Origin of the sequence: Winogradskyella sp., assembly GCF_013213835.1 — a bacterium.
GTDB lineage: Bacteria > Bacteroidota > Bacteroidia > Flavobacteriales > Flavobacteriaceae > Winogradskyella.
This window is the reverse complement of sequence record NZ_JABSSU010000004.1, coordinates 40574-63128: the sequence shown is the minus strand read 5'-3', so window position 1 is coordinate 63128 and position 22555 is coordinate 40574. Positions and strand designations below refer to the sequence as shown.

Below are 22555 nucleotides of genomic sequence, written 5' to 3'. Positions count from 1 at the left end.
TATAAGATTACTTAACTAACATTCGTAATGATGGTTATTAAATATGTAGAATCTCATCGTCATTTAGTAAATCATCACCACGAAGTCTAAGAAGTATTTGAGCCACAGCAATTGTATCTTTTTCGCAATATGTTATAATTCTGTCAATGTTATTGTCTTGGTAATATACGCTATAAACTTCGCTACCATCAATATCATCTTTTGGTGAAGGAATGCCAAGTACATTAGTTAAAAGTTTAAGAGAAGTATAGGTTTTATAATCGCCGAATTTCCATAGTTCTAAAGTGTCAAGATGAGGCACTTCCCAAGGTTTCTTACCAAATAAATTAAGTTTATAAGGTAATTCTATATTATGAATAATCATTCTCCTTGCGATATATGGAAAATCAAATTCTTTACCGTTATGTGCACAAAGCAAGTGTTTAGCTTGGCTGAAGTGAGAAATCAAAAGATTTTTGAAGTCCTTTAAAATCGTTATTTCATCACCAAAAAAAGAAGTTACTCTAAACTGTCTTGGTTCACTTGATGCATTGGAAAAGTAGCCAACAGAGATACAAACAATTTTACCAAATTCTGCCCAAATGCCGGCTCTATCGTAAAACTCTTCTGGTGTAAACTCGTCTTTACGCTGGTAACGAGATTTTGCTTCCCAAAGCTCTTGTTTTGTGGCATCTAAATCTGAGAAATTTTCAGTTTCAGGAACTGTTTCAATATCTAGAAATAAGATGTTTTCGAGATTGAGTTTTGAAATCATGAATCGTTATTGTTTATGATCTCATAAATGTAGGAAAATAAAACTTAATCAAAAATCTTATGATTTGTTATTCAGCATTTTATAGGCCTCTTCAATGTATAAATCGATATCGCTTGTAAATACCGGTTTTCCTGAATCTGGTGCTTTTTGATGACCTAAACGAACTATGATGATATTATCCTCAGGTTGAATAATGACATATTGACCAAGGTGACCACGCATCATTTTAAAGTTTTTACCAAGCACATCTTTCATCCACCAGCCATATCCATATTCAGGACTTTCAGGAAATCTTGGTGTGATGGATTTAGCCACAAAAGCAGAGTCTAGTATTTGTTGACCGTTCCATTTACCATAGTCCTTATGCAGCTTTCCATATCTCGCAAAATCTTTAGCATTACTTGCAATACAGCAGTAGGCTTTAACCAAATCATGATCTTCGCTATCTACTTGCCATAATGTTTCATTTTCACTACCTAGAGGTTTCCAAAAGCTTTCTTCAAAATAGGTGTATAGTTTTTTGCTCGTTGCTTTTTCAATTACCATAGCTAACATTTGTGTATCACCACTAGCATATTTAAAAGCTTATCCTGGGTCAATTTCATCACCATTTTCATCCCAACCCATTTTTAAGCCATTGATAACCTTAGCTAAATCATCATCAAAATAAGCACGCGTTGTAATTGATAATGGCGAGTAATAGGCTTCATCCCAATTGGTACCTGACGCCATAGAGGATAAATCACCAACCGTCATTTTTGCAGCTTTTCCATCACAAAATGCTGGTAAAAAATCACAAACAGGTTGTTCTAAACTTTTAATATAACCTTCTTGAATGGCTTTAAACATTAAACCAGTTACATAGCTTTTTGCCATAGAAAATGAGTTGGATTGTGAATCTTCATTAAACCCATCGTAATAGCTTTCATGCCATATACTATCATTTTTGATAATAACGTAAGCAATAGTTCCCCAATCTTTATGTGCTTTTTCTAGTCTTTCAGTTAATTCAACTGAATTATAATCTCTATGATTAGACCAAGGTTGAGGATTGTCACTTGCTGCTATTGTTTGATTATCAAATTCCTTGTAATCTTCTAAATAAGCGGTTGTATGACCTTTCATGTATATTGTTCTTACAGCTTTTAGTAGATAATCCGTATCTGTGATATAAAGTACAACAACCAGTAGGCCGACGAAGATGACCAAAAATTTGAGTAGTTTTTTAAGGAATTTCATAGTAGTTAGTTATTAGTATATTTTCGATTTTCAATCTTCTTTTTATAGAATGTCTTGTTAGCTACATACATAGTTTTTTTAAAGGTAGCGATTATATTTTGTTGAGTATCTACCAAATCCATAGACTTACAAATATCCATTTCATTTTGTTCAGCAAGATTTTTTTTAAGTGTTTCTATTTCTTTTTTTGAAAATTGAAACGTTCCGTAGATAACAGACTTTGCGGGTCTTTTATAACGTGCCTCAACCATTTTATCCCATACAACATAATTATTACCTAAGATTTGTAGTAATTGAATCATATAAATAGGGTCTGTTGCTGAGAGCATGCTGCCACCAAAAATAGTACCTGCATAATTACGGTTTTTCCAATTTGGTTTTAGACGAATTTTCACTTTGTATAAGTCGTCACTTACCTCAATGATTTTGGCAGTAGTTCTGCGATACATTGGTGACCAATTAAAGCCATATTTATAAATTGTAGAGGCTTTAAAAAAGCGATTTAAAAATTCAGTAATCACTTTATACATTAAAAAAGTGTTTGTTGTTTATAGTCGTTTTCATGATTAAGCAACCATTGCTTTCTGTATAATCCACCAGCATATCCTGTTAAACTTCCGTCTGTACCAATTACCCTATGACATGGTATTATTATCCATATTGGGTTTTTACCAATGGCATTAGCGATAGCTCTAATTGCCTTTGTGTCTTCTAACCGCTTTGCAAAGTTGAGATACGAAATAGTCTTCCCAGATGGAATGGTGTGAAGTGCGTCCCAAACTTTTTTCTGAAACAAAGTACCTTCTGGATTGAGTTTTAAATCGAAAGATGTACGTTCTTCTCTAAAATATTCTTTCAGTTGGGTTACACAGTCTAAAAGAGTTTCCGGGATAATGGTAGATAATTCTTCCTGTGTGTCTAATATTGAAACAGAACTCACACCATTGTTGTCTCCAACAATTTTAGCGTGTCCAAGCGGTGTTTCAATATAGCAGGTCTGCATTACATTAATCTTCAGGATTTTCTTTTTCCTCTTCTATAAGACCAAGACGTTTTGCTCTTGTCTCCCAGCTTTTTCTGGCCAATTGTTGAAGGTCAGATACATTATCACTTTCGTCCATGATTTCTAAGCCTAAAAGTGTTTCTATAACATCTTCCATAGTGACTAAACCACTCACAGATCCATATTCATCAAAAACCAAAGCCAAGTGATTCCTACTTTCAACTAAATTTTCAAACAACGTAGGAATTGGAATACTTCGATTAACAACAATAATGTCTCTTTTAATCTCGGACAATGGTTTAGAGCCATTACCAAGAGCCATTTCTTTAAAAACTTCGTCTTTAAGGACTAGTCCGGTAATGTTATCAGGATTATCTGTATATACAGGAATTCTAGAAAAACGTATGTTATGATTAGCATTAAAGAAAACTTCAATAGTTGTGGTTTCGTCCTCTATTTTCATTACCGTACGTGGCGTCATGATATCTTTTGCATGAACTTCTTTGAAAGTCAGTAAGTTTTTTATCACTTTACTCTCACTTTCTTCAAAAACACCTTCTTCCTCAGCAATTTGAGTCATTGCTGAAAAATCTTCACGGCTAAGGACACTGCCGTGATGACCTTTACCAAACAGCTTTGTAAATAATCGCATTAACCATAATACACCAGTCCACTTACATATGAAAATTAAAATATTTAATGCTTTTGTTGAAAAGTTGGCCAATTGTTTCCAATAGGTTGCACCAATAGTTTTTGGGATGATTTCTGAAGCAACTAAAATTAAAATTGTCATGACTGTAGATACTAATCCAACCATAACGTCAGAAGTAAATTCTATACCAAGAATAGTACTTACAGTGCCATCTTCAGGATACATTTCTGAGTAGGCCACTTTAGCTTGCACACCAACAAGAATTGCCCCAACAGTGTGTGCAATAGTGTTTAAAGTGAGAATTGCAATTAGAGGTCTATCGACATCTTTTTTTAATTCTTCTAAATCTTCAGCATATGCCTTGCCTTCTTGTTTTTTTACATTAATGAATGTCGGAGTGATACTCAGTAAAACGGCTTCTAAAATGGAACATAAAAATGAAAAGAAAATAGATATTACAGCGTAAAAAAAGAGTAAAGCCATTAAATAATTTTATTTAATGGCTAATTTAAATAATATCTGTGATATTCTCTGTTTGAAGTATGGCAAATTAATTATTACCAGCACGCTCAACGTCACGCTTTGCTCTTGCTAATTCTCTTTCTGCACGTTCTAGCTCACGCTCTGCTTTTGCCTTGGCTTTTTTACTTTCCTCCAATGCGCTTGTGCCAGAAACATAATGTTTTATGTCATTACCTAATTCGCTTATTTTATTCACGAAATCTTCAGAAGCTTCTAGTTTATCAACAAAGATTCTCAATTGACCCTTACTAAGTCTACATTTAAAGACTTCACCACCAGTACTCTTATCTGTCCACGTAAAAGTACTACCAGTAACTTTGAGGTTATCTTTATCAAGATTCTCAAGAAGCATAGCTTTAACACCTTCAGTTTTTGATTTATTGTATCGTGCTCTAAATTTGTAATTTTCATTAGTCGTAGCTACCGATATAGAGCTACTTGAGTTTTCTTCCATATTTCTTGACGTGGATACTGAGCGTGTTTCACTCGTGGATGTCTCTGGTGGATTAGGGGTTTGTGGTGGATTTGGCGTAGATTGTGCACTAAGACTTAATGTTGAAAAGAGTGCTGCAACAAATGCCGTGCAAATTGCTTTTTTAGCGTCTACAATTCTAATACTTCTTTTTAATTTTTGTGTGTTTTGAAATTCCATAATAATTCGTTTTTAATTGATTATGAAACAAATGTATATGAGAAAAACAGTCTAAAAAAGAAATTATAAGTCGTTAACCCATCGTTAACCTAGGTCGCAGTTCTTATTAACTTACCTTAAACTCTAGACCTACATTTCTTATACTTTCAATAGTTATTGATGGGTCTAATTTGAAGTATTTACGAAGTCTACTAATAAAAACATCCATGCTCCTTCCTGAAAAGAAATCATCATTTTTCCAAACAGTGTTTAAGATGTCTTCACGTTTAAGAAGTTGATTTTTATGATTATATAAATAGATGATTAATTCACCTTCCTTTTGTGTCAGTTGCTTTTTGTAGTCGTTGCAAGTTAGTTCTAATCTTTTGGTGTTGAGGTTATAATCTCCAATGTTTATAATTTCAGTTAGCTCTAATTGAGTACGTGATTTTTCGGAACGTTTTAATATGTTATTCAGCCTTAAAACAAGTTCGTCGGCCTCAAAAGGTTTAACGATATAATCATCGGCACCCAGCTTTAATCCTTTTATTTTATCTTCTTTAAGTTTTCGAGCGGTTAAGAAAATAAAAGGTGTCTCTGGACTTAATTCTATGATTTTTTCTGCTAAGGTAAAGCCATCCAATTTTGGCATCATCACGTCAAAAACACAAATGTTAAATGTGTTTTTGGTAAATACGTCTAAAGCTTCTTTTCCGTCTTTTGCCCAAGTTATTTTAAAACCTGATATTTCTAAGTATTGTTTTAATATGTTACCGAAATCTAAATCGTCTTCTGCTAAAAGAATATGTTTCATTATTTCAGATTTTAATTAATTGGTATTGTGAGAATAAAGATAGTACCATTATTATTCTGACTTTTAACAATGATGTCTCCGTTATGGGCTTTAATAATTTGTTTTGTGTAGTATAACCCAAGGCCAAGTCCTTTAACATTATGAACCTCCGTATTTCCTGCTCTATAGAACTTTTCAAAGATTTGGTTTTTGTCCTTGTCCGATATACCTATGCCATTGTCTTCAATTGAAATTTTTAAATGATTAGAAGCTTGAACATCAATATTGATTTCAATGTTATTTTCAGAATATTTTACTGCATTTTCAAGAATATTTAAAAGAGCAGTGGTCATATAAAACTTATCAATACGAATAGAGGAGTGCAGTAGATTAAAGTTTCTATTCAGTTTAAGCTCCTTAGATTTTACGGAGAGTTCAAAATCATCTAAAACAGTATTTAGGTAATCAGAAATAATTACAGATTCCTTGTTTAGTTCAATTTCTTTGTAACCCAAACTGTTATTCAACACTTGGTCAATGAGCTTTTGCAGTCTTTTATTTTGGCGTTCAATGGTTTGTACAGTATTTTCAATAAGTTTTGGTTCATGTTGAATTTCTTCTTTTCTAAGCATTTTAGTGGCTAGAGTAAGCGTAGCTAAAGGCGTTTTAAGCTCATGGGTAATGTTATTGACAAAATCGGTTTTAATATCAGCGATTTTCTTTTGAGTGATAAGACTTTTTATCGAATAATAAAGTAGCCCAAGAACAAAAGCAAAAATGAAAATAGAGAGTACAAGAATACCAGACATACGTCTTAAAACTTCTTTTTCCCACCCATCTATATTGATATAATCTTGTGTTGTAACTTGAAATTCTATCGACACACTTTTTTCGATTCCATTCTCTACATAATTCCGTTGCACATCATTAGTGATTTGAGAATTATTTAGTGCATAAGCACTTTCCACATCAAAGGCTTCACCTAATAAGTAAAGAGAATTTAACTTTTGAGGTTTATAAAAAAGTGTGTCATTAAATACGCTATCTAAAAGTACAACAGCTCTTAATCTCTTCTGAAATTTAACCGGGTGAGATAAATTAAAAGATCTAAAAGCATCTTGATATAATTTGATAAATTTTGGATTAACGGTATCTGTAATATTATTGAATTCATTTAGGAACTTATGTTTTTCTAGTCGACCTAATTTGTAATCAATAATCCTGTCTACCATTTCTTCACCAACCATTTCGTAAATCGAATCAATTTCTGTTAATTGGTCGTCAAACCGAAAAACTGCTCGTTTGGTTTCTTCTATAAAGGCGTCTTTCTCAAGTTTATAGGTGTTGTTAATAAGATAGCCTTGAATAATAGATAGCGCTATTAGCCCAAGAATAGAGGCAAAGATTAGAACATTGATTTTTCTTTTCATTTGAAGCTCTAATTTAAAACATAAAACAGAGTTTACAGGTAATAATTTGATTGATTTATATTTTGATTGATGATACTGTAAACTCCGCTTTACTAAAAAGATAACTACCTAAAGCGTCTTCTGGTATTCCAATTATAGGCTTTAGTTCTCTGATCTCTTTTTGTGATTTGATTGTTGTTTAAGGATTTCATATTTCTATGATTTATGATTGATGATGACACAAATCTATTACTAACAATTCGTTTAGAAAAAGAAAAAAGTGACGTTAACCTAGCATTAACCTAACTAAGAAATGCTAAATTTAGGCATGAAACATATTTTGGTTATTCTTAGTTTTCTTAACTGTATGAACTTAATTTCTCAATCAACAGGGAAAGTAACATATAAAGTATCTATTGTTAAGGATAGTACTGACTTGCCGAACACAAACCCTGAAAAGACGGAAATTCAAAACGATGTTCTTGCTATGATTCATGGTTCCCAAGATGTGGAATCATATTTAGTATTTAATGATAGTATTGCTTTATATACTGTTGAGCCAAAGACTGAGTTGCCAATTTGGAACAATGATAATGATGTAATTACTACTGAAAGAGCAAAGATTAATTTGGCCTGGATTTTTGCAGGTGGTGAATCTTTATTTTACTCTGATTTGAGTCGCAATTGGAATATCTCACAGCAGGAAGTTTTTGGAGTTACTAAACGTGTAAAAAGAGATTCTATTAAATGGGAAATTACAACGGAAACTAAAGAGATATTGGGTTACAAATGTATAAAGGCTAATTTGGTAGAAGATTCTAATTCAGAAGTATGGTATACATCTCAAATACCTGTAGAGCATGGGCCACATGGCTATAATGGTTTGCCAGGTTTGATTCTCGAGGTCAAATTTGGGAAAATGGTCTACTTTAAAGCACAATCAGTAGATTTCGAAAACACTGAATATCTCGATATAGAAGAGCCAGTTTCCGGTGAAATCGTAACCTCCGAAGACTATAGAAAGCTCGGACAGATATATTTATATGATGATTAGCTGTTAAGCAATTTAACCACATCCTTAGCAAAATAGCTCGCTATAATATCTGCACCAGCGCGCTTAATAGAGGTGATTTGTTCCAACATTACAGTGTCATGATCTAACCAACCTTTTTCAGCGGCAGCTTTAAGCATTGCATATTCACCTGATACTTGGTAAACAGCTATTGGGATTTCAAAATTATTTCTAATATCTCTAACAATGTCAAGATAACTTAAGCCTGGTTTTACCATAACAATATCGGCACCTTCATTAATGTCCATTTCAGTTTCTCTAATGGCTTCATCTCTATTAGCGTAATCCATTTGATAGGTCTTTTTGTCTTTAGGAACATCAATCATATCTACAGGTGCTGAATCTAAAGCATCTCTAAATGGTCCATAAAAAGCAGAAGCGTATTTGGCAGAATAACTCATAATACCAACATCGGTAAAATTAGATTGGTCTAAACCTTCTCTAATACCCAAAATTCGACCATCCATCATATCACTAGGTGCAACAAAATCAGCACCAGCTTCAGCGTGAGAAATACTCATTTCGGCTAATACTTCAACAGTTCTGTCGTTTATGATTTTTCCGTTTTCAATAATACCATCATGTCCATAAGACGAAAATGGATCTAAAGCCACATCTGTCATCACTAACATATCCGGACAAACGTCTTTAACAGTCTTAATGGCACGTTGCATTAATCCATTAGGATTTAAAGCTTCGGTACCCTTATTATCTTTTAAATTATCAGGCACTTTTACAAAAAGTAAAACCGATTTTAAGCCAAAACTCCACAATAGTTTTACTTCATCTTTAAGTAAATCTAAACTATAGCGATAGTAGTTTGGCATAGAAGCAATTTCTTCTTTTATACCATTACCTTCTACTACAAAAAGCGGCACAAGAAAATCGTTGGGTGTTATTATAGTTTCTCTAACTAAGCCTCTAATTGCTTCGCTTGTTCTTAGTCTTCGGTTTCTTCTTATTGGGAACATTATTAAAAGTTAAAAGTTAAAAGTACAAAGTTATAAGTTGTTTATCCAAATCTTAAACCCAATCAATAGGATTACTTAATACTTCAACGAGCTTTTCCTCTGCACTTCCTTTCTCAGGATGATGATCATAAACCCATTGTACATGTGGTGGTAAACTCATTAAAATACTTTCTATTCTACCATTGGTTTTTAAACCAAATAAAGTGCCTTTATCGTGTACTAGATTAAATTCTACATAACGACCACGACGAATTTCTTGCCAATTTCGTTGTGCTTCTGTGTATGGTATCTCTTTTCTTTTTTCAACAATAGGTACATAAGCATTTAAGAAACTGTCACCAATTTCGGTAACAAAGTCATACCAGTTTTCCATGCTCATGTCTTCTGTTTTTTTGCAGTAATCAAAGAATAATCCGCCAATACCGCGCGCTTCATTTCGGTGCGAGTTATAAAAATACTCATCACATCTAGCTTTATATTTTGAGTAAAATTCTGGATTATGATTATCACAAGCCGTTTTACAAACCTCGTGAAAATGTGTCGCATCTTCTTCAAACAGATAGTATGGTGTTAAATCTTGTCCGCCACCAAACCATTGGTCAACGATATTTCCGTCTTTGTCATACATTTCAAAATAGCGCCAATTTGCATGAACCGTTGGTACCATTGGACTTTTTGGATGTAATACAAGGCTCAAGCCACATGCAAAGAAATCGGCATCTTTAACACCAAAATAAGCTTGCATGCTTTCTGGTAATGCACCATGAACACCTGAGATATTTACACCTCCTTTTTCAAAAACGTGTCCATTTTCAATAACACGAGTTCTTCCACCGCCACCTTCGGGACGTTTCCAAAGGTCTTCTTTAAAGGTTGCTTTGCCATCAATCGTTTCTAACTTTGAAGTGATAGCATCTTGAAGTTGATGTATATAATCGAAAAATTTATCTTTCAAAATAATTATGATTTATAAAGTTCGTATAACTCCATGTCTAGAGGTGATTCGTTTGGTGGTGTGTAGCCTTTTTTTAATGTCCTTTGCCATTCAAAATTATTGATTTTTGCAACATTAACGCTAGAAATATTGTCTTTATGTACAATAATTTGAAGCACTTCTAGTCCGAGGCTTTCAAAGGCATATTTTGATAGTGTTTTAATAGCTTTTGCCATTAACTTTTTACCACTAAATGTGTAACCCAAACAGTAGGCAAACTCACCTTGTTTTTTGCCCCAGTCGAGTTCTTTTATATAGATAAGCCCTGCTAGTTTGCGACTTTCAGAGTGTTTTAATGTGTAAAGAAAGACGTCTTTGTTTTCATAGGCTTTAACTTTATTGTCTACAAACAATTGAGATAAAGTAGGGTTGAGATTCTGTTCTAAGGTTTTTGGAAAATAACGTTTAAATCGGTCAATATTTGCCACACACAAATCACAGATTTTCCAAGCATCTCCATTATGAACTGGATTAATTTCAAAGCCTTCAAATTGTGCAATCATTAACTAAGTTCTATTTTATCAAAAGGCTCAAAACCTATTTCGTCATCATCGTCAAATAATAAATCAACTGCAATTACAGATGCTGAGGTCACTGATAAGGGAAGTACTAAGATAACACCAATGACAGGTATAAAAAGTAAAAGTAAGAAACCAATACCATTGCCTATTGCTAAACCTCTATTTTTTCTAATAAAAGAGATACTTTCACGATACTTAAAGTGACGTTCAAGTGTATAATCCATATTACTAAAACCAGCATAATATGCTTGAACTAAAAACAGTAAGGCTGTTGAAAATATATTTATTATAGGTATGAATTTTAATAATAGAATAGGTAGTGTGTAAAGCAATTCTTTAGATAGGTTTCTAATACTAATTCTAATACCACGAGCTAATTGCTTTGAGAATGAGGTGTTAATATAGTTTTTGGCGGGCTTACCTGTAAAATAAGCTTCGATTTTTTCTGAAACCGGACTCATAAATGGTGTAGACAAAGCCATTATGATGTGTTTGTACATTATAAGGCCTAATGCAAATATAACTATGCCACTTATAAATGTAGATATAGCTGTAAAGGTTTCTTTACCAAAATCCCATGGCCAAATTCCACCAATCCATTCGCCTAGGTTATCAGAAAGTCCGTAAGCAGAGACAAATATGAAAACAAAAACAACTAAGCTAATAATCATAGGAATCACGAAGTACTTCCATAGTTTTAATTTTGAAATTAAACCATAGGCTCCACTATACACTTGAAGTCCTCTAAATATATCTCTGACCATAGTAATTACATGTTTCTATATAAATCTAGACGTATAAACTGACAAACTGTTACCTTTTGGTCATAAAAACTTATGAACCGTATTCCTTAACAGCATCAATAAATGCTTTTGCATTGTCAAGTGGAATATTAGGTAATATTCCATGACCTAAATTTACAATGTATTTGTCTTTTCCAAATTCATTGATCATTTGGTGAACCATCTTTTTAATTTCAGCTGGTGGTGAAAATAATCGTGTCGGGTCAAAATTACCTTGTAGTGTAATGTTTCCGCCAGTTAAATAACGTGCATTACGAGCAGAGCATGTCCAATCAATACCTAGTGCAGAGGCATTAGATTTCGCCATTTCCCCTAGTGCAAACCAACAACCTTTTCCAAATGCTATAACTGGCGCGTCATCTTTTAAAGCTTCAATAATTTGATTGATGTATTGCCATGAAAATTCTTGATAATCTACTGGTGACAACATGCCACCCCAAGAATCAAAAATTTGAACTGCATTACAGCCAGCTTCCACTTTTGCTTTTAAATACGCAATGGTAGTATCCGTAATTTTTTGAAGTAAATTATGAGCAGCAACAGGATTTGTAAAACAAAATTCTTTAGCCTTATCAAAGTTTTTACTGCCTTGACCTTGAACACAATAGCAAAGAATCGTCCAAGGTGAACCAGCAAAACCAATTAACGGAATGTCGTCATTTAGCAATTCTTTAGTTGCTTTGATGGCCTGCATAACATAATCTAACTCTACATTAACATCAGGAATGATAACATTATCTACATCTTTTTGCGAGCGTACAGGATTTGGTAAATACGGACCGAAATTAGGCTTCATTTCTACCTCAATATTCATAGCTTGAGGAATCACCAAAATGTCTGAGAATAAAATAGCAGCATCCATACCATATCTACGGATTGGTTGTACTGTGATTTCGCTCGCTAATTCTGGTGTACGACAACGTGTAAAGAAATCATATTTAGCTTTTATCTCCATAAACTCTGGCAGATATCTTCCGGCTTGTCTCATCATCCAAACTGGTGGACGTTCAACCGTTTCTCCTTTTAATGCTCTTAAGTATAAATCGTTTTTTATCATTATAGCTGTTGGCTTTTAGCTATTGGCTTTTTGGTATAGCCTTTAGCTGTTTTTAATTTTACTGATTAAGCTATTGCGCGAAGCGCATGTTGACCAATTCAATAACACTTTCTACAGTTGGTACTTTTGCAATGCGAACCTCTTCAAAATAATTCTTAGCAACATTTGCAGTAGTTTCACCTATACAGAATGCAATGCCGTTTGGTTTATTTTGCTTTAAGAAACTCTCTACGGTTGATGGGCTATAGAACATTACACCTTTTAAATCACCTTCAATTTTATCGGCGTTATATCGTGTTTGATAGGCTTCAACCTCATTCACAACAATATTGTTTTCACTTAAAACTTTTGGTAAAGTATCTAATCTTAAATCGCTACAAAAATATGTAACTTCTGTACCTTCTAAATATTCAATCAAATGTTGTACAAGCTTAGCTGCATTAGCTTCAGTATGTTTTACTTTTCCTATTCTGTTTTCAATCAATCGTTTGGTGCGTCGTCCAACACAATAGATATTTTTGAATTGTAATTCTGTGGCTGAAAAGTTGTTTAAAAGTGCTTCAACACCATTTTTACTTGTAATGATGACGTTTTCAATTTCATTTCTAACAACACTTTTAGGTATGCGATTCAGACTGATTTTTATAGCATCATTACTTTCTGCGACTACATCGTTATGAAACAACTGTAATTGGTCATCCGTCAACTTTTTTGTCGAATAGATATTGGTTGTTTTATCGCTTCTGTGTAGCTGGTCAATAAGTGTTTTTCCGCCTTTGCTAATAATGTAATCCGCACAGAATTCACCTAAATCGTGATGCTTGCCTAAAGGGACAACTTTTGAAACTTCAATCTTTTTTGTGCCATCTTTACTTAGAAGAATGCCTTTAAAATTAACTTCTTCGTTTTTAATAAATGCCAAAGCACCAATTGGCGCTGTACAGCCACCTTCTAGTCTATTTAAGAACTTACGTTCTATAGATGTTGAAATCTCTGTGTCTTTATGATTAATTTCGGCACAGATTTCTAAAATTTCGGTATCCTTTTCTAGAGCCGTAATCATAATAGCACCTTGTGCTGGCGCAGGTATCATCCAATGCAAATTAATAGCATTTTCTGGTCTTATATTAAGTCTGCCGATGCCTGCAGCTGCAAATATTGCAGCATTCCAATCGTTGTCTTCTAATTTTTGAAGTCTAGAATTTACATTACCTCTTAAGCCAACAACTGTATGGGTTGGATAGCGATTAAGCCATTGCGCTCTGCGTCTTAAACTACCGGTTGCTATAATAGCATCCTTTGCAGAGAGGAATTCTTCATTGTTTTTAAAAACCAATGCGTCATTAACATTGCCACGTTTTAAAACTGCCGCTTGTACGATGCCTTTTGGTAATACTGTAGGCACATCTTTAAGAGAATGCACCGCAATATCAATATCTTCATTAAGCATTGCGATGTCTAAAGTTTTTGTAAAAATCCCAGTAATGCCAAGTTCATACAAAGGTTTATCTAAGACTAAATCTCCTGTGGATTTTACAGGTACCAATACAGTTTTGTGGCCTAAGCGCTCTAATTGCGCCTGGACAGTTTCTGCTTGCCACATTGCGAGTTGACTATCGCGTGTGCCAATACGAATTACTTTAGACATTTTCAGTGGTTTCTAACTGGAATATTTTTTTGATAAGCTCAATACTTTCGTCCGAAGAGTCACTATCTTCTCTAAGGTGATGTGCAAATTGATTTGTGATTTTTTGAATCAACGTATTTGTAATCAATTCGGCTTGGTCTTCGTTAAAGTCAGCTATTTTTTTGCGATGTGTATTGAGTTCAGAATTTTTAATATCTGTAAGTTTATGCTTTATCGCTTGAATTGTAGGTACAAATTTTAGAGTATCTAACCAAGCATTAAATTCTGCCATAACTTCACTGATAATTCGTTCGGCGTCAGGTATAAATGCTTTACGTTTCTCTAGTGTGTTATCAGTGATTTTAGCTAAATCATCCATATGCATCAGTGATACATTTGGTAATGCTTTAATATCTTCGTTTACATTCTTTGGAATAGATAAGTCTAAAACCAATAATGGTTTTTTAGTTGTAATTAAAGATTTGTATACCGTTGGATTAAGCGCACCTGTGGCAACAATAACGATATCAGAGTTGTTAATTTCGTCTTCAAGATTTTCAAAGTCTTTCACGAGTACATTAAACTTACCAGCAACTTCTTCTGCTTTTGCTTTGGTTCTATTGATTAATGAAATGTGTGAGTTCTTAGTGTGCTTCACCAAATTTTCGCAAGTATTTCTGCCAATTTTGCCGGTACCAAAAAGTAAAATATTTTTTTCTGAAATATTCTCAACAGAATTCATGATGTACTGCACAGAAGCAAATGATACCGATGTCGCACCAGAAGATAATTCTGTTTCGTTTTTAATTCGTTTACTAGCTTGTATTACAGAATTTACTAAACGCTCAGTAAATGAGTTGAGTAAACCTTCAATTTTTGAAACTCTTGCTGCTGATTTTAATTGACTAATAATTTCAAAATCACCTAGAATTTGACTGTCAAGTCCAGAACCAACTCTGAACATATGGTTAATAGCTTCTTTGTTTTTGTAGACATAAGCTACATCTTGAAATTCTTCAACAGTACCTTTTGTGTTTTCACAAAGCAAATGAATAAGCTGATAAGGATGTTCTGCAAAACCGTAAAGTTCAGTTCTGTTGCAGGTAGAAATAAGTATAAGACTTTCAATGCCATTTGCTTTAGCTTGAACCATAACGTTGTTTTTACCTTCGTTACTTAAACTAAAATGACCACGCACTTCGGCGTCGGCTTTTTTATAGCTGAGACCTATAGCGTAAAAATGTGTACTCTTATGATGTTGCATTCGCTCGTTTTACCTGACTTGGAAATTAACAGGGCAAATTTAATTTTGTCTCAGATAAAAAAATAACGCTAGAAGAACTTAAAGTATCGTTTCTGGTTTTTTAGAGTTATTTTTTATAAAAATATGATATTTGTCATATTTTTATAGTGAATTCAGGGGTTTTTGACCCATTTGTTTAGAACCAATCTAAATAACAACAAAATGAATCTAGAAAAATTGACTTCAAAAAGTGTCGCTGAAGGTACTTTTGATGAAATCTTGTTAGAGGATGGCTTTTTCGTATTAACTTCTAAAAATGATAATGATGTCGTTGCCATTTTAGAACGTGATATTGATAGTAGCTTTATACAATTTCATTTCTGTACAAAAGGATCGGCTGTATTTGTTTTTAATCAAGGCACTTATACATTAGATATAAAAGAAGACACATCTTTACTTTTATATAATCCACAACGCGATTTACCTATCCATTTAGAATTGCAACCGCACTCTTGGTTAGTATCTGTTGTTATATCTATAGAGAAGTTTCATGGCTTGTTTTCTCAAGATGCAAATTATGTGACTTTTCTTTCTGAAGATAATAAGGATAAGAAATATTATACTGATGGAAAAATTAATCCGTATATGTCAGTAGTCCTTAACCAAATGATTAGTTTTAATCTTAACAATTCAATTAAACCATTGTATTTTAAAGGTAAAGTATATGAACTTTTGAGTTTATACTTTAATAGAAATGAAGATGCCGACATTGAGCAATGTCCATTTTTAGTAGATGAGGTTAATGTAGCAAAACTTAAAAAAGCAAAAGATATCATTACAGCTAATATGGCTGAGCCACCAACTTTAAAGGAGTTATCTCAAATGGTAGATTTAAGCCTTAAGAAGTTGAAAGAAGGTTTCAAACAAATATATGGCGACACAGTTTATGGATTCCTATTTGATTATAAAATGGAAGTAGCCCGTAAACTTTTAGAATCTGGCGAACATAACGTAAATGAAGTCGGATTAAAAGTGGGTTATAGCACTGCTAGCCATTTTATATCAGCTTTTAAAAAGAAATTCGGTACAACGCCTAAAAAATATATTACCGCAGCGAGTTAAAATCTAGTACCCATAATAATCATCATAATTATTTCTACCACTAGGAGAGACGCGCTTTCGGTCTTTGTAAATGGCTAGGTTAATAATTTCTTCTAACTGTTCTTCGAGCTCTCTAGTTTTGTCAATCTCTGTGCCATAATTTCTAGACATGTTATAGTCCTTAACAACAAGCTGTCCTTCTTTTTTTGGCTTAATAAAGGAAATGTAATGTAAATATTCTTTTTTGCCAGAATATTCGTTTTCCTTTTCAATCTTAAAGAAATACATTACAGCATTCTTGCCTTTATCGGTTACAAAATCGCGTTTTAATAAAAAGTTTATCGAGTCCTTTTCCTTTTCAAAATTAGATTTAGATAGAATTTTAGATTTTGCGAATTGTTGTTGGTCAATCTGCAAGGATTTTATCTTTTTAGATAATTTCGCTTCGGCTAATGCTTCTAAAAGCATGAACTGATTTTTCTCTTCTTCGAGGATTTTTTCCTTAAGTTCATCTGGAATTTCTTCATTGTTTTTTGCTAATAACACATAGTAGTTAACTAGTGCACGAGTGTCGTCTACATTCAGTAATTTTTCAAAGAAATCCTTTGCTGTTTTATCCGATCTGTAAGGAAAAATCAGTTTGATATATACTGATAGATTGCTGTAATAAGAATTGTAGTTATAACGATTATTGTTACCTAACTTTCTTTTAACCTCAACTTTACCATCATTTATGAATTGCTTTTTGTGCTTGTTGTACACTTTTGATTTTACATAACCGCTATCTTTTAAACGAGACAATAGGCTATAGACTGAGTTTTTGTATTCGTTTATAGAACTGTATTCTAATAATCTTGGGAATAGTGCTGCTTTCAGCTGTAAAGAATCTTTCTTGTAATAACTAGAAAAAAGATTATTTACTGATCCTAAAGGCAAATCACGTTCCATCAAATCTAAGGCAATACTGTAATTCTCTTTTTTCTTTGACTGAAATAAACCTCTTAAAATTGATTTTTGAGTATCTGGGTCCGAATAGCTATCGTAATACAGTTTCTTAATGAAATCCAGATTATTTTTAAGATCTATTTCAATAAGTTGTTCTACAAGGTGCGATTTAATATCTAAGCGCTCTTTCTTAAATTCAAAGTCTTTTAAAATGGCAATAATATCTTTACTATTTTCCTTTTTGAATTTAACACGTTCATAATCTTCAAAAATAATGCTGTCATTAGCTTTTAGAGCTTTAAAGAATTCCTCTGTCTTATCATTAAGAACTGATTTTCCTAATAACGTGTCATTTGGTGTAAACGAGTCATAGAACTCTTTCACAAATTTAGATGGTCCATCTAATGAATCAATAAGTGTTTTTAGTTCAAAGAGAACACCTTCTTTAAGTATGTTTTTTACCAAAACTTGTTTTACACTACCGGTGTCAGAATACGTAAAGTTATAATAGTAAATATCATCTTTTTTGGATTTAGAACGATTAGAGATGATAAAGGTTTCTTCTGGCGTATAGTATCTATTTGAGAAATTAATTTTTCGTTCTTGACCCTTCCATAGGCTATCTATATTGTGATACATCTGTAAGTCATGAAATTTCTTTCGCGTTATTTTTATCTGTTCATTCGCCTTAGTTGCATAAGTGGTTGATTTTATTTTTTCGTCATAATCTTTGTCCTCGTCATTACCATAACCACCATAAGAATAGGGATTAGGTAAAGGTGGTTTTGCAATGGTGTTTACTGTAAAATGTAGAGTTGTATCAACAACTTTTTTGAAACCGTCATAGTTGGTTTCATGGAATTTAAACGATTTAAAAAACGTCGATTTATCTTCAGAATTATTACCAACGTATCCTAATAAATAGTAGCTACCATCTTTAACAACCGTTTTTAAAAATAAGTATTTATTAGATGTTGAGTCTAAAGTTGCTTGAGACTCATAAGTCCTGTATGTTCCTGCTTTAAATCCACCTTTTGCTTCATTTAACTTATATGCTTTGTAAAAGGCATGATGTAAATATTTTGCCTCAAAACTATCTTCCTCTATATAAGATATATCTTGAAGCGGAGCTTCTTGCACAAAATAATAGCCATCATTGTCGTATCCTTCCAATAACTTACTACCATTATTATTCATGTTACTTGCTATCCTATAATCAGGGAAATTAACCTCAAACTTTTTGTTTGGTGCAATAAAACGTCCATGAGATGATGTAGGTGTCTTTAAGGTAATTGATTCAAAAACCTTGTCAGCGTGGTTTAACACAAAGTCACTTCTTCCTGCATATTTAATAATGATGATTTCTAGTGGAGTTTGGTAAATATGATATTTCTGAAATTCTCCCTTTTTGGTTTTATTTACAATACTTATTCCAGGATAAGGATTTGTCATTGATTCTTTCTTAATGATATCTCCAGGAATATCCTCATACAATAAATTGTCAATATCTTGTAATGTGATATTGTCTTTTTCATTGGGCAAATATTTAAACCTACTAATTCTGTTTACTGTTAAATAAGCACCATTAGTCATGTCTGGATCTAAATAATATTTCTGACCGCCATAAGAAAACTCCCTAAGTTCGTCATAAGTGTTTAGAGTCAAAAAGCCATCATTAGTTTTGTGTTTTTTCAGAATTGGATCTACAAATAAGCTATCGAGTTTCGTTTTTTCAGTTTTTCCGTAATCAGTCTGTTCGGAGGTCAGTGCTTTAACTGTATAACCTCTTTCTCTCAGCATATTTATCATACCTTTTTCTCCTGGTAAGTGCGCAGCACCAACCCCAGCAAATACAGATTTTTTAGGCATTAATTCAATTAACGAAATCACCATATTTTCGTTTCGAATGTAAAGCATGTTCTCTCTGTAAAACTCAGTGTTTTCACTAGCGCCGATTGAGTCAAGTAAATCTAGATTTCTATCTCTATACAGATTCTCTTGTAGTAAATATGGATTCTCCTTAGAATATAACTTTTGTAACCAAGGTTCTTTTTCTTTTTTGTTGATGTTGTACGCTGCCTTTGTTGTTAGATAACGCGATTCTGCTAAATCCTCTAAACCGTAAATTTCTTTATTATTTTTTTTGCCGGCTTGATAAATAAACATATCAAGGTAAGTCTCCTCTTCAAAATTATCTGTTGCGTTATTCTTTCTATATAAATAAGCATTAACAGCACCATTATCCATTCTAACAGAAGCTCTCACAGCCATTTCTTCAGGATGAGTTAGTTTAAAGAGATTAGTGTAAATATCCGCTCTATAATTTTTGTAATAGGCCATTTCATTTAGCATCATTTCATAGTTGAATGCTGGCCAGGATATTGGGTCAGACTCTAAAGCAATACAATCACTTTTATTTAAAGATTCATAAAAGACGTCATCTAATCTAAAAGCGACTTTTTTACTTACATGCATTGTACCATATAAATAAGATGGTTTTTCAAGACCATTGCCGGTTATTTCCCAAAGTAAACTTTGATATTTCTGTTGAGCTAATGAGGTTGCAGAGACTGCAAATATTAGGGCTAAAAAGATGTTTTTCATTTTCTAATAGATAATCTACTCGTAAATATATTCAAATCATTCAAAATGTCATGTTTAAACGTTAAAACTCGTTAAAAACATGTCTATTGAAATATAGATTATAACATAATAATCCTAGAATTATTATTGTGATACTATTATAAATAAAACTAATACTTCATGCTTTTAGGTATTGCGATTAGAGTTGTATTTTTGTTTTAGTTATAAAATGTTATGTCAAAAGGAATATTACTAGTTAATTTAGGATCACCAGATAGTCCAAACCCAAAAGATGTTAAGAAGTATTTGGGTGAATTCTTAATGGATGAGCGTGTTATAGATGTGCCACTTTGGGCTCGTACACTTCTGGTAAAAGGAATCATTTTAAATACAAGACCAAAAGCATCTGCAAAGGCTTATAAAAAAATATGGTGGGAAGAAGGATCACCATTAATTGTCTTATCTGAACGACTACAGGTGAAAATACAAGAAAAGGTAGATTATCCTGTGGCACTTGCCATGCGTTATGGTAGTATGTCCTTAAAAAAAGGCTTACAAGAATTGGTAGACAAAGGTTGTACAGAAATTAAAACAATACCACTTTATCCACAGTTTGCAATGGCAACTACTGAAACTATTGATGTTAAAGTTGATGAGTTGGTAGCTGAGTTTTTCCCTCAGGTAACAATAACACGTACACCAGCATTTTATAATCGTGAAGACTACATCGAAGTATTGTCTAGAAGTATCCAAGAAAAATTAGAAGGTTTAGATTACGAACATATCTTATTTAGTTATCATGGTGTTCCGGAAAGGCACATTAGAAAAAGCGATATTACTAATGGTAATTGTAGAATGGACGGAAAGTGTTGTTTTAAAATGGGAAGTAAGCAACATGAATTCTGTTACCGCCATCAATGCGAACTGACTACGGTTAAAGTTGCTAAAAAATTAAAACTAAAAAACGGAACGTATTCTACAACGTTTCAATCGAGACTTGGTTTCGATCCATGGTTAAAGCCATACACGGACAGAACAATAGAAAGAATGGGTAAAGAAGGCACCAAAAAAATGGCAATCGTAACGCCAGCTTTTGTGAGTGATTGTTTGGAAACCCTTGAAGAAATTGCAATGGAAGGTGAAGAAATTTTTCATGAAGTAGGTGGAAAAGAATTTACAGTAATTCCATGCCTTAATGATAGAGAAGACTTCGCTCAAGTAGTAGTTAATATGATTGATGAATGGACAACTGCTAAAACTGAAGCAGTTTAATGTCTAAAGTAGTTTCACAAGATTTAGGAACACAACCAATAGGTAAACTGTTGATTAAACAAGCAGTGCCTGCATCGATAGGTATATTGGTAATGTCCTTAAACATCTTAGTGGATACGATATTTGTTGGCAATTGGATTGGTCCTAATGCCATAGCCGCCATAAATGTAGTACTACCAGTTTCCTTTTTTATCGCAGCATTAGGTATGGCAATTGGTATTGGTGGTTCTTCAATTATTTCTAGAGCCTTAGGTGCTAATAATAGAGAAAAGGCATTAACCACGTTTGGCAATCAAATTACACTAACGTTATTATTAACTGTGTCGCTAGTCATTCCCGGATTGTTATTTGTGGATAGCATTATTCCGGCTTTTGGTGGGAAAGGTGCTATTTTCGAACCTGCTAAGATTTACTATGTAATTGTACTTTATGGTATTCCATTCTTGGCATTATGCATGATGGGAAATACGGTTATTCGTGCAGAAGGAAAACCGAAATTTGCTATGTATGCTATGATGATTCCTTCTGTTGGGAATTTATTGCTAGACTATATATTTATCAAAATATTAGGATATGGTATGTATGGAGCAGCTTGGGCAACCACAGGTTCTTATATCCTTTGTCTGGCTTTTATATTTTGGTTTTTTCTTTCTAAGAACTCGGAACTTAAAATTACCGATTGTTTCTACAAGTTAAAATTACCGATTGTTAAGGAGATCTCGAGTTTAGGTTTAGTAACCTTGGCAAGACAGGCAGTTGTAAGTGTTACTTACCTTTTAATGAATAATATTTTATTTGATTTTGGTGGAGAAACTTCAGTTACTGCCTATGCAATTGTAGGTAGAATGATCATGTTTGCTTTATTCCCAGTATATGGTATAACACAAGGATTTTTACCAATTGCTGGGTTTAATTATGGTGCAGAAAAATATAAGCGTGTAAGAGAAACCATAATGACTGCTATTAAATACGGTATTGCATTAGCATGTATTGTATTTGCATTATTAATGTTATTACCAGAGGCAATTACAAGTCTTTTTACTACAGATACTGAGGTGTTAGAAAAAACACCGCCAGCAATGCGCTGGGTATTTGCTGTGACCCCAATTATTGGTATTCAATTAATTGGAGCTGCGTATTTTCAGGCTATCGGAAAGGCAAAGCCAGCGTTGCTTCTCACCTTATTAAGACAAGGCATATTTTTCATACCGCTAATATTTATTTTGCCTAAGTTTTATGGTGAGCTTGGTGTTTGGATGTCTTTTCCAATTTCAGATGTTATAGCTACGCTTGTAACCGTTTACTTTTTGCACCGTGAGGTAAAGTTAAATTTGTTGCCAAAAGAAATAGACTAATTTATAAT

General features: G+C 33.2%; 19 protein-coding genes and 1 pseudogene. 4 read left to right on the top strand and 16 right to left on the bottom strand.

Going from position 1 to position 22555, the window contains the following annotated elements:
* Window positions 1-37 precede the first annotated feature (37 nt).
* The 8 genes and pseudogenes from HRU50_RS06035 to HRU50_RS06000 form a co-directional block, all read right to left on the bottom strand.
* Complete coding sequence (locus HRU50_RS06035; protein WP_296349225.1) at window positions 38-754, bottom strand: 3'-5' exonuclease; 717 nt, start codon at window positions 752-754, stop codon at window positions 38-40.
* A 57-nt stretch (window positions 755-811) separates the two neighbouring features.
* Window positions 812-1993: pseudogene (locus HRU50_RS06030) on the bottom strand (serine hydrolase).
* A gap of 5 nt (window positions 1994-1998) precedes the next feature.
* Entirely contained in the window at window positions 1999-2523 is a 525-nt protein-coding gene (locus HRU50_RS06025; RefSeq protein ID WP_296349222.1) for a DUF4442 domain-containing protein, read from the bottom strand.
* Window positions 2523-2996, bottom strand: a complete 474-nt coding sequence (locus HRU50_RS06020) for a methylated-DNA--[protein]-cysteine S-methyltransferase (protein WP_296349219.1) — start codon at window positions 2994-2996, stop codon at window positions 2523-2525. The genes HRU50_RS06025 and HRU50_RS06020 overlap by 1 nt, the downstream gene beginning before the upstream one ends.
* Window positions 2997-3000: 4 nt before the next feature.
* Window positions 3001-4131 (bottom strand): CNNM domain-containing protein, encoded by a 1131-nt coding sequence (locus tag HRU50_RS06015; protein ID WP_296349217.1) that lies wholly within the window; start codon window positions 4129-4131, stop codon window positions 3001-3003.
* Window positions 4132-4198: 67 nt separating this feature from the next.
* Complete coding sequence (locus HRU50_RS06010; protein WP_296349214.1) at window positions 4199-4822, bottom strand: hypothetical protein; 624 nt, start codon at window positions 4820-4822, stop codon at window positions 4199-4201.
* A gap of 106 nt (window positions 4823-4928) precedes the next feature.
* Window positions 4929-5615: a response regulator transcription factor gene (locus tag HRU50_RS06005; protein ID WP_296349213.1), complete on the bottom strand. Its 687-nt coding sequence runs from the start codon at window positions 5613-5615 to the stop codon at window positions 4929-4931.
* Window positions 5616-5626: 11 nt separating this feature from the next.
* The gene (locus tag HRU50_RS06000; protein ID WP_296349211.1) at window positions 5627-7024 is read right to left on the bottom strand and encodes a HAMP domain-containing sensor histidine kinase; all 1398 of its coding nucleotides are present in this window, start codon (window positions 7022-7024) and stop codon (window positions 5627-5629) included.
* A 292-nt stretch (window positions 7025-7316) separates the two neighbouring features.
* Between HRU50_RS06000 and HRU50_RS05995 the strand changes: the two genes are divergently transcribed.
* Window positions 7317-8057, top strand: a complete 741-nt coding sequence (locus tag HRU50_RS05995; protein WP_366927348.1) for a GLPGLI family protein — start codon at window positions 7317-7319, stop codon at window positions 8055-8057.
* Here the strand turns inward: HRU50_RS05995 and hemB are convergent.
* From hemB to hemA, 7 genes are all read right to left on the bottom strand, one after another.
* Window positions 8054-9046, bottom strand: coding sequence for a porphobilinogen synthase (gene hemB / locus HRU50_RS05990; protein WP_296349206.1), 993 nt, complete (start codon window positions 9044-9046; stop codon window positions 8054-8056). The two genes, HRU50_RS05995 and hemB, sit on opposite strands and share 4 nt — an antisense overlap.
* Window positions 9047-9098: 52 nt before the next feature.
* Entirely contained in the window at window positions 9099-10001 is a 903-nt protein-coding gene (gene hemF, locus HRU50_RS05985; RefSeq protein ID WP_296349204.1) for an oxygen-dependent coproporphyrinogen oxidase, read from the bottom strand.
* A gap of 5 nt (window positions 10002-10006) precedes the next feature.
* On the bottom strand, window positions 10007-10543 hold the full coding sequence (locus HRU50_RS05980; RefSeq protein ID WP_296349202.1) for a GNAT family protein: 537 nt from the start codon (window positions 10541-10543) through the stop codon (window positions 10007-10009).
* On the bottom strand, window positions 10543-11325 hold the full coding sequence (locus tag HRU50_RS05975) for an EI24 domain-containing protein (protein WP_296349200.1): 783 nt from the start codon (window positions 11323-11325) through the stop codon (window positions 10543-10545). The genes HRU50_RS05980 and HRU50_RS05975 overlap by 1 nt, the downstream gene beginning before the upstream one ends.
* Before the next feature lie 70 nt (window positions 11326-11395).
* Entirely contained in the window at window positions 11396-12421 is a 1026-nt protein-coding gene (gene hemE, locus HRU50_RS05970) for a uroporphyrinogen decarboxylase (protein ID WP_296349198.1), read from the bottom strand.
* Window positions 12422-12491: 70 nt separating this feature from the next.
* Window positions 12492-14069 carry a hydroxymethylbilane synthase gene (gene hemC, locus HRU50_RS05965; protein WP_296349196.1) on the bottom strand — a complete coding sequence of 526 codons (1578 nt, stop codon included), beginning with the start codon at window positions 14067-14069 and terminating at the stop codon, window positions 12492-12494.
* Window positions 14062-15312 carry a glutamyl-tRNA reductase gene (gene hemA / locus HRU50_RS05960; protein WP_296349194.1) on the bottom strand — a complete coding sequence of 417 codons (1251 nt, stop codon included), beginning with the start codon at window positions 15310-15312 and terminating at the stop codon, window positions 14062-14064. The genes hemC and hemA overlap by 8 nt, the downstream gene beginning before the upstream one ends.
* A 201-nt stretch (window positions 15313-15513) precedes the next feature.
* Between hemA and HRU50_RS05955 the strand changes: the two genes are divergently transcribed.
* Window positions 15514-16413, top strand: a complete 900-nt coding sequence (locus tag HRU50_RS05955; protein WP_296349192.1) for an AraC family transcriptional regulator — start codon at window positions 15514-15516, stop codon at window positions 16411-16413.
* A 3-nt stretch (window positions 16414-16416) separates the two neighbouring features.
* Here HRU50_RS05955 and HRU50_RS05950 read toward each other — a convergent pair whose 3' ends face one another.
* A complete protein-coding gene (locus tag HRU50_RS05950) occupies window positions 16417-19941 on the bottom strand; it encodes a TraB/GumN family protein (protein WP_296349191.1) in 3525 nt (1174 codons plus the stop codon).
* A 213-nt stretch (window positions 19942-20154) separates the two neighbouring features.
* On the opposite strand from HRU50_RS05950, the gene hemH reads away from it, so the two are divergent.
* Together hemH and HRU50_RS05940 are read left to right on the top strand one after the other, a co-directional pair.
* Window positions 20155-21192, top strand: a complete 1038-nt coding sequence (gene hemH / locus HRU50_RS05945) for a ferrochelatase (protein ID WP_296349189.1) — start codon at window positions 20155-20157, stop codon at window positions 21190-21192.
* Window positions 21192-22547, top strand: a complete 1356-nt coding sequence (locus HRU50_RS05940) for an MATE family efflux transporter (protein ID WP_296349186.1) — start codon at window positions 21192-21194, stop codon at window positions 22545-22547. The genes hemH and HRU50_RS05940 overlap by 1 nt, the downstream gene beginning before the upstream one ends.
* Window positions 22548-22555 lie beyond the last annotated feature (8 nt).